The sequence below is a fragment of the Actinoplanes sp. ATCC 53533 genome, assembly GCF_003947245.1.
Genome location: NZ_QHHV01000242.1, coordinates 1 through 8,431 on the forward strand (window position 1 = coordinate 1; position 8,431 = coordinate 8,431).

The window sequence follows — 8,431 nt, forward strand, 5'->3', positions numbered from 1 at the left end:
GATACCAACAGCGGAGCGTGGCAATTCTATGAACAATACGCCATCAATCCCGGCGACAAGGTATGGCTGGAGGTCCGAACCGGCGCCGACGGCGTCTGGCAGGCGTGGCTATGGTGGAACAATCGGTGGCAGTTGTTGACCGCCCAGAAGTTGCCGATCGGACCGAGCGCGTACGTCGAGCAGTACGTCGAGGTCTACACCGACCCTCGCCGCCCGACCCGCATCGACGTGCCTCCAGTGACGGTCGACAACGTCCAACTGCGCCCTTCCGGCGGCGGCGACGCCCGGTACTGGCGCGACGACGTCAGCACGTTGACCGCCGACAGCACCCAGCAGCGCACCGGAGACTACTGCTTGAACTGGGTGATCCCTTACGACACCTGGACTGCCGGCAACTGCCCGCGTCCCGGCGTCGCATAGGGTTCATGCAGCTGCCTGCGGCTGCTCTCGCTGCGGCATCGCGTCTCTGGTGCCGCTCCCTGTCGCCCGGGCAGGCCCTGGGACCACTTGCTGCCCAGGTGTACCACCCGAGGATCGCCGCCGCGAAGATCCACCGCTGAATGGCATACGCACCGCTCTGCCATGCGTTCTCGGTGGGCACAGAAATCGGCGCCAACGCCGCCCCGGAAGCGGGCATCCGCTCGGTCATCAGCACGTACGCGCCGTGGACCGGATACGGCAGTTCTGGGCGAGCTGGATGAGGTTGATGCGGCGAACCTCGATGCGTCCCTCGTGGGTTGCACCGGCCGCCGACCGTTCTGGGAGAAAGGAAGCCTGCCGGCGACCGGCACCTGGCCGAGCGGTGCGTCAGGGATGGACGGTCTGGCCAGGGCATTGCCTGCCGACGCCTGTACCCAGCCGTGGCCCGCCAGTGCTCCGACCGGCACGCTCAGCCTCGCCAGGGTTGCTGGCGCATCGAGCTAGCCGAGGTCGTCGTCATTCTGAAGGGGGTCCGCGCCGCCCGCCGGGACGCAGATCCGCCTCGGGGCGGGCGAGCCGGTGCCGACGCCGCCGCGGGAGGCCCATCCTGCGCGGAGCCTCAGCCCGGCCGACGATATGACCTGCGTCCGGCCGGCGAGTGCGGCCCGTCGGCCGGGCAGACTGCTCGCCTGCGGCGGCGCAGAGTCTCGACCGGCAGGTTGGCCAGCGGCAGCAACCCGACTGTCCAGGCCAGCAACCCTCGCACGCTGCAGATCGGTGAGTGGCTCCGCCACCATCGTGGGCGAGCTGCTCGCGACGTCTGTGGTGGTGCTCGTGCTGGCGGCGACTTGTCGCGGGTGGCCGGTGCCGTCGGGCTGCCACGGAGAGTTCTGAGTTCGCTGCGTCAGTACCCCAGGTTTGGGTTGTTCTCACCTGATCTCCTAAGCTGCTTAGGTGATCGGTTGTAAGCCCGTCCCTTCCGGTGTGCTTCGGATCCGGCCGCGTCGACTGCGCCTGATCACCGTGATCGGCGCGGTTGTGGTCGTGGTCCTCGGCGTGGCGTCGGCGGCGGCCCTGCCGCCCACCAACTCGCAGGGCTTCCGGCTGCTGCCGCACGAGGGCTGGGCGCTGGTCGCGGTCGGGGTGATGCTCGGCCTGGTCGCGCTGGCGCCACTCCAGATCCGTAACATCGTCCGCGCGGTCACGTTTCAGCGCGGTGTCCTGTGGGCCACCCCCGGCCCGATCACTGACGAGTCCGTGGCGGTGTCCGCGGTGCAGGCGGGCGGCAAGGACAGGGCCGTCGACGCGATCCGCACATTGCGGACGTTGCGTGCCGAAGCACCGGAGCGGCTGGCGCAGGCTCGATGAGCCTGCTGCTCGACCCGCCCGCCGCGCCGGTCCGGACACGCGACGAGCCACCGAAACCACAGGCGAAGCCGAGGAGGTCGTGGTCGTGGTTCGACGTGACGGTGGCGGCGGCGATGACCGGGATGGCGTTCGCGGTGACCGGGCGGCTGTGGCTCAACCCGGACAACGGGCTGGCCGAGAACCCGCCCGACGAGGCGTTCCTGGAGTGGATGCTCGCCCACGGCGCCCGGGTCGTGACCCGCGGCTCGGACCCGTTCTTCTCGCTGTCGCAGAACTACCCCGACGGCGTGAACATGATGGCCAACACCTCGGTGCTGGGAATCTCCCTCCCGCTGGCGCCGCTCACCTTGCTGCTCGGCCCGCACATTGCGTTCGTCATCTTCCTGACCGGCGCGCTCGCCGCCACCGGCGTCTGTTGGTTCGCGGTAATGTCCCGCGGTTTCCGGCTGTCGCCCCAGTCGTCGGCGGTCGGCGCCGGGTTCATCGCGTACGCCCCGAGCGCTGTCTCGCACGCCCAGGGCCACCCGAACATCGTTGCGCAGTTCCTGGTGCCGCTGCTCATCTTGGCCACCTTCCGGCTCTGCCGCCCGGGCCGCTGGGTGCGTGGCGGTGTCCGGCTCGCCGCGCTGGTCGTCTGGCAGGCGTTCATCAACCTCGAGGTCCTGCTGCTGACCGCTACCGGTCTCGCTCTCTTCTGCGCGGCCATGATGGTGCGCTGTCCCACGTTGCGTCGGTCGGCCGCGACGTTCGCCCGAGGGCTCGGGGTGGCCGCGCTGGTGGTCGGCGTCGTCCTGGCGTACCCCCTGCATCTGCTCTTTCGGGGTCCGCAGAGTTACCAGGGTCTGCCGTCCCACATCCGGGCCATGGGCACCGACCCGGGCGCCTTCGTCGCGCTGGGCCGACAGTCGCTCGGCGGTGACCCAGTCTCCGCGGCGGGGCTGGCGCAGAACGCGGCCGAGGAGAACACCTTCCTCGGCTGGGGACTGGTCTTGCTGGCGGCGGCCATCGTCGTCTGGCTGCGGCGGCGCCCGCAGGTGATCGCGCTCGCCTGGGTCGCCGGGGTGGCCGCCGTGCTGTCTCTGGGCACCCGCATCGCCGGCACCGGGATCCCGACGCCGTGGGCGGGGCTGCAACAGGTGCCGATCCTGGAGTCGGTGGTGCCCACCCGGTGGGGCATGCTGCTCGCCCCGGTCATCGGGATCCTGCTCGCCGTGGCCTGCCAACGAGTCTGGACGGCACGCGCCACGGCCGACCCGCACCTGCGCGAGCCCATCACCGTAGCGCTCACCACGATTCTGGCCATGGCGCTGATCCCGCTGACGCCCACCGCCCTGCCCACCGCCCCGAAGGACCCGACGCCCGGCTTTATCAGCGCGGGCCTGTGGCGGGATTATCTGGGCGAGGATCGTTCCCTGGTGACCTTGCCGTTGCCGGACAACCGCTACCCCGACCCGATCCGCTGGTCCGCTTCAGCCGGCCCTTCTCTGCGCATCGCCCGCGGCTACTTCCTCGGACCGTCCGAGGAGTCCGGCACCGGTCCGGCCAGCTTCTCCGCGCCGACCCGGCCAACAGACGTCTACTTCGCGCGGCTGCGGTATGGCGGCCCGCCGGCGCTGTTCACCTCCGAATTAGGGCGTGCTGACCTGCTCGACGACCTGCGGTACTGGCGCGCGGGCGTCATCGTCGTCGCTCGTCAGCCCAATGACGGGCTGCTGCGCGATGCGATGACCCGACTGCTGTCGCGCGACGCCGTCTGGGTCGCGGGCGTGTGGATATGGGACGTCCGCGACCTCACCGACTCCAAGGAGTGACCAGCCCGGCAAGGAACACGCCTACCACGAGTGCGGCCAACCCGCGCCCTCCATCAAGTTCAGTCCGTAGCCGCACCCACCATCAGTAGCCCAGCTGCCTCGCCGGCGGTGTCGACGTCACCGGCGTAGTGGCAGCTGGGCGGGGTGGACGCCGATGAGTCCGTCGAGATGACGGAGGCCGTGGACGAGGGGAGGCTACCGCGTCGCCACTTCCGAACAGGATGGCGGCGGCGTGGGGTGCTTGGGTCAGAGCGGCGTCCGCGTCCAGCTCGAAGCGGCGGTCGAGGTCGACGGGGTCGGTGAGTAGTTGCAGGGAGGCCAGGACGGAGGTGCGAGCGTTGATGGCGGACTCTTCACCGGAGCGCTGTGCGCGGGCCTGGCGGCCCGGGTGCCGGTAGTGCCAGGACCGCCCGGAACGAACAGCGTCACTTCTGGTCCGGCTGCTCGCCGGTCTTCTCGGCCGTCTTGGTCTGGGTGCCCGCCGAGCCCAGGTCGATGATGGCGGTGACCTCGTCCAGCTCGCTCGGGCGCGACCGGACCGGGCCGCCGGGGGTGGGACCGGCCGGCCGCCGCATCGCCTGGGTCCGTTCCGCGTCGAGCACCGCGGTCTCGTCCGGCCGCGGCTCCGCGCGCTCGTCGGAACGGGGCTCGGGGCGGCGCTCGGCCGGCAGGGTGACCGCCGGCAGGTTCTGCTCGTCGGCCCGCATCGCGTTCAGCCGGGGCAGCACCACCGCGCCCAGCAGCGGGGTGCCGACCCGGCTGAGCTGCTCGGCCGCGTCCAGCAGCGCGGGGCGCTTGGCGCGGCGCAGCTCGACCGCGAGGATCGCGGCGTCGGCGAGGCTGGCCAGGCTCTGGGCGTCGGCGCTGCTGCTGGTCGATGGGGCCTCGATGACCACGTAGCCGGTCTGCCGGCGCAGGGCGTCCAGCGTGTCGCGCAGCCGCTGGGACTGCATCAGGCCCGCCGCGGTCGCCGTGCCGCCGGTCGTGATGACCCGCAGCGACGGGATGCGCGGGGTGCGCTGCATCGCCTTGTGCAGGCCGATCCGGCCGGCCAGCAGGTCGGACAGGCCCGGCATCGGCGCGACGCCGAGCATCCGGGCCAGCGGCGCCGCGTCCACGACGCTGTCCGGCAGGTGCGCGCCGATCAGCACGACATCACTTCCGGTACGCGCCAGCGCGGCGGCCAGGTTCGCGGCGACCAGCGTGGTCGCGGAGCCCCGGCTGGCGCCGGTCACCACGATGATCTGGTCACCGCTGTTCAGGCTGGCCAGGACCTCGTTGCGCAGCCGGTTGAAGACCCGCCCGCCGGGCCCGTACGGCTGCAGCACGTCGTCGAAACGCGGGGTGGTCCGCTCGTCCAGCGCCGCCAGCACCGGGATGCGCCCCCGGTCACGCACGTCGCCCGCGCTGCGCAGCCGCCGGTCGAAGCGCTCCCGGGCGAACGCCAGCCCGAGCCCGATGAGCAGGCCGGCCATCGCGCCGGTGGCCATGTTGAGCATCGCGTTCGGGCTGATCGGGGCGTCGGGCTCGCGGGCGTCGCTGATGATGCTGCCGGCGCCCACGGTGGCGGTGGTCAGCTCGTTGAGCCGGCCGGTGATGTTGTTGAGCTGGTTCTGCGAGTTGTTGCGCAGGCTCTCCAGGTTGCTGCGCTCGAAGCTGCCGTCCGCCGCCCTGGCCAGCCGGTTGTTGATGTTGCTCAGGCTGGTGGTCAGCTGCTTGGCCTTGAGGGTCAGCGTCTTGATCTGCTGGTCCAGCCCGGCCCGGGCGGTCTCCTCCCGGTTGCGCAGGTACGCCTCCGCGAACGCGTGCGACCCGGCCTGCGCGCCCTTGGGGGTGTCCGCCGAGAATCGGATCACCAGGACGGTCGTGTTGGCCGGCACCTCGACGGACACGTCATGGGCCAGCTCGATCGGGGAGACCGGGGAGCGCAGCAGGGCCGCGGCCTTGACGGCGACCGCGCCCGAGCCGACGAGCTGGGCCTCGGTGTCCAGGTTGATCTGGCCCTTGGTCCGGCCGCCGGACGCGTTGGTGTCCCCGGAGACGGCCTGCACCAGCACCGAGGTCGACGATTCGTAGACCTTCGGCATGGCCTGGGTGATCAGGGCGCCGAATCCGAGGCCGGCGCTCGCGGCGGCGAGCACGACCCACCAGTGCCGGCGGAACACGCCCAGGTAGTGCGAGAGGTCGGCAGACACCGGGCGCGGATCTTCCATCGGTTCGGCGGCCCCTTCGGGGTGTGAAGTGAGTTCGGCAGCAGTCGGGCGTTTCGCCCCCGTAGGGGGTAAACGGCCCGTACGCCGTTGCGTAACTACTCCACCGCCACCGGTTACTTCATGTTCGGTTCCACCCAGCCGCTCTCGATCAGATAGGCCAGCACCACGTCGATGGCCTCGACCACGGTCATGTCCGTCGTGTCCAACGTCAGCCGGCTCCTCGAACGGGTCGTCGATCCAGCCCGGAGTAGCCGGTGACGAAGACGACCAGGCCGCGGTGCCGACGGGGCGGGCGCACCCGGGCTCGCTCCTGCACACGGTGCCGCCGCTCGCGAACATCCGCTCGCTGGTCGGCCACGCATCGCTGACCTCCACCGCGGTGGCCGTCGCCTCACGTCACGCACCTCGCCCCCACGAGCGGAAAGCAACCGCGGAGTCTAACGCCAGGCGAGATCACGAGTGACGGACCGACACATAGAACACATGGCTGCCACGTGGCATTGACGGGCCAACGCGTCGACACCGGCATCATATCGCCGCCTGTGGAAAGGCAGCCCGACAGCGGTCCATCGTCGATCCCCACGGTATGGCAGGTAGAAATCTGGCTCCAGACAAGTGGTTCGAGCCGCGGGCACGGCGGGGCGGATGCGGGACTCCCGCCTCGTAGGCCGAGTCCCGAAGTCGGGGCCTTGGCTTGCTCAGTGCAGGCCGTCGGGGTCGCAGTAGTCGACTTCGTTGGTGGGTTGGAACGGGCCGGTGACGATGCCGCGTTCGAATGTGCCGCCGCGTAGCACGTCGTCCGCAGCTGCCTGGAGGGTGAACTGTTCGAGGACCTTGAGGGAGCGGCCGGCGATCCGAGTGGGGCGGCGGACCTCGTACAGCGGTGACCAGGGGCATTCGTAGTAGCAGGTGCTGCCGGCTCGGGTGCGGTGGAGGACCACGTCGCCGGCGGCGACGGCCGCGTCGATCTGCGCCTTGAGGGTGAGGGTGGCCGCGGGGTCGGGGTCGTACTGCCACATCTCGGCGATGGCTTGTCGGGCCTGGGGATCGCGCTGCCAGCGGGCGAGGGTGGCCCGGTCGGTCAGGCACCACGGGTCGAACCGTGACCCGCCGGGCAGGGCGGCGACGTCGGGGCGTGCGGCGGGGCGCAGTGCCCGGTAGTTGTCGAGTAGCCGCGGCATAGCGGCGAGCTGCCCGACATGGAACCACAGCTCCAGGGCGTTCTTCAGGTTGTTCTCGATCAGCTCGTGGAGCCCGGGGTGGTGACGTTGCGTGCTCAGGCTCACCGCATAGTCGGCGGCTGCGGCGGCCTCGGCGGCGAGCTGCTTGAGCCGGTTGACGGCCTGCTGATGCCGCGCCGGCACGTCGCGGCGTTCCAGGGCGAACAGCGCCACATCGATGTGTTCGCGCACCGGTGGGATCGCCGCGAGTAGCGCGGCCAGGTGTTCGGCCGGACACGGCTCGACCTCGACCCACGCGGGCAGCCCCGCTGGCAACGCCAGTTCGGTGCTGATGTCGTAGTCCGGGTTGACCCGGGCCTGACGAGCCCGCGAAATCCAGCCCTCCACCGCGGACAGCCACCCGGACACCTGCTGGAAGGTCACCGGAGGGACGTAGCCGACGGTGCCCGGGTTCGCGGCGTAGTCGGCATCGAGGAACGCCTCGCCGAGGCTCTGCAGCACGAACGCGTTCCACGCCGCAAGTAACTGGCTGGCGACCGCAGCCGGCGCGTCCCACACGGTGGTTCCGCCCGCGGTGAGCTCATCGCGCAGCTTCTCGGCGGCCATCAACTCGTCGAAGGCGGCCCGGCCAGCGCCGCGCAGGGCTTCCAACAGCACAGTGTCGCGTTCCCCTGCGAGGGTGGCGCGCATTTTCGTCAACAGCGTCGGGTGGTGCAGCGGGTCAGCCATGGAATCCTTTCGTCCCGGCAAAGATCTTGGGGTTCACGGTAGCTACCGGCCGCACCATCACCAGCAGGCCCCCACCGCAGCCGGTCGGGGAAGCGGCCGGCCGGCGCAGGTCACCAGGGCAAGCCAGGATCCCGTCCCACGCCGCCTGGTGACCGTCCGGTCCGATCCGGTTAGAAGCCGACGGGTTGCTCGACGTGGTCGGCGGGTTCCAGCTGGATGGTCGGGTGGGTGACGCCGTACTTCTCGGCGAGGATCTGGCGGGTGCGATCGAGCACGGCGTGCCAGTCGGCGTCATCGGCGATGACGATGTGGGCGGTGGCGGCTTCCATTCCGCTGGTGATGGTCCAGATGTGTAGGTCGTGGACCTCGGCGACGCCGGGGACCGCGGCCAGGTCGCGGATGGCGGCATCGACGTCGATGCCGGGTGGGGCGACCTCCATGATGATGCGCAGGGCTTGGCGCATGAGGGCCCAGGTGCGCGGGAGGATGAACAGGCCGATCGCGGCGGCGATGATGGCGTCGATGTACAGGAACCCGGTGAGCGTGATCACGACAGCGCCGACGATGACACCGATCGAGCCGAGCATGTCGGAGAGCACTTCCAGGTATGCGCCCTTGACGTTCAGGCTTTCCTTCGCACCGGCGGTCAGCAGCCGGAACGAGATGATATTGATGACCAACCCGACCGCCGCGATGATCAGCATAGACA

At 70.3% G+C, this 8,431-nt stretch carries 5 protein-coding genes and 1 pseudogene; 3 read left to right on the forward strand and 3 right to left on the reverse strand.

What is annotated here, in order from left to right; genetic code table 11:
- The 3 genes and pseudogenes from DMB66_RS51195 to DMB66_RS51205 all read left to right on the forward strand — a co-directional run.
- A pseudogene (locus DMB66_RS51195) lies at window positions 1-420 on the forward strand (hypothetical protein); the annotation flags it as partial.
- A 1,023-nt stretch (window positions 421-1,443) separates the two neighbouring features.
- Window positions 1,444-1,788, forward strand: a complete 345-nt coding sequence (locus DMB66_RS51200) for a hypothetical protein (RefSeq protein ID WP_125811362.1) — start codon at window positions 1,444-1,446, stop codon at window positions 1,786-1,788.
- Window positions 1,785-3,599, forward strand: a complete 1,815-nt coding sequence (locus tag DMB66_RS51205; protein ID WP_233625434.1) for a hypothetical protein — start codon at window positions 1,785-1,787, stop codon at window positions 3,597-3,599. Before DMB66_RS51200 ends, DMB66_RS51205 begins: the two co-directional genes overlap by 4 nt.
- A 425-nt stretch (window positions 3,600-4,024) precedes the next feature.
- On the opposite strand, the gene DMB66_RS51210 is transcribed toward DMB66_RS51205, so the two are convergent.
- From DMB66_RS51210 to DMB66_RS51220, 3 genes are all read right to left on the reverse strand, one after another.
- Window positions 4,025-5,794, reverse strand: coding sequence for a Wzz/FepE/Etk N-terminal domain-containing protein (locus DMB66_RS51210; RefSeq protein ID WP_233625435.1), 1,770 nt, complete (start codon window positions 5,792-5,794; stop codon window positions 4,025-4,027).
- Window positions 5,795-6,510: 716 nt separating this feature from the next.
- Window positions 6,511-7,722: a hypothetical protein gene (locus DMB66_RS51215; RefSeq protein ID WP_125811364.1), complete on the reverse strand. Its 1,212-nt coding sequence runs from the start codon at window positions 7,720-7,722 to the stop codon at window positions 6,511-6,513.
- A gap of 170 nt (window positions 7,723-7,892) precedes the next feature.
- On the reverse strand, window positions 7,893-8,431 hold a 539-nt coding region (locus DMB66_RS51220), incomplete at its 5' end, for a cation diffusion facilitator family transporter (RefSeq protein ID WP_148112861.1).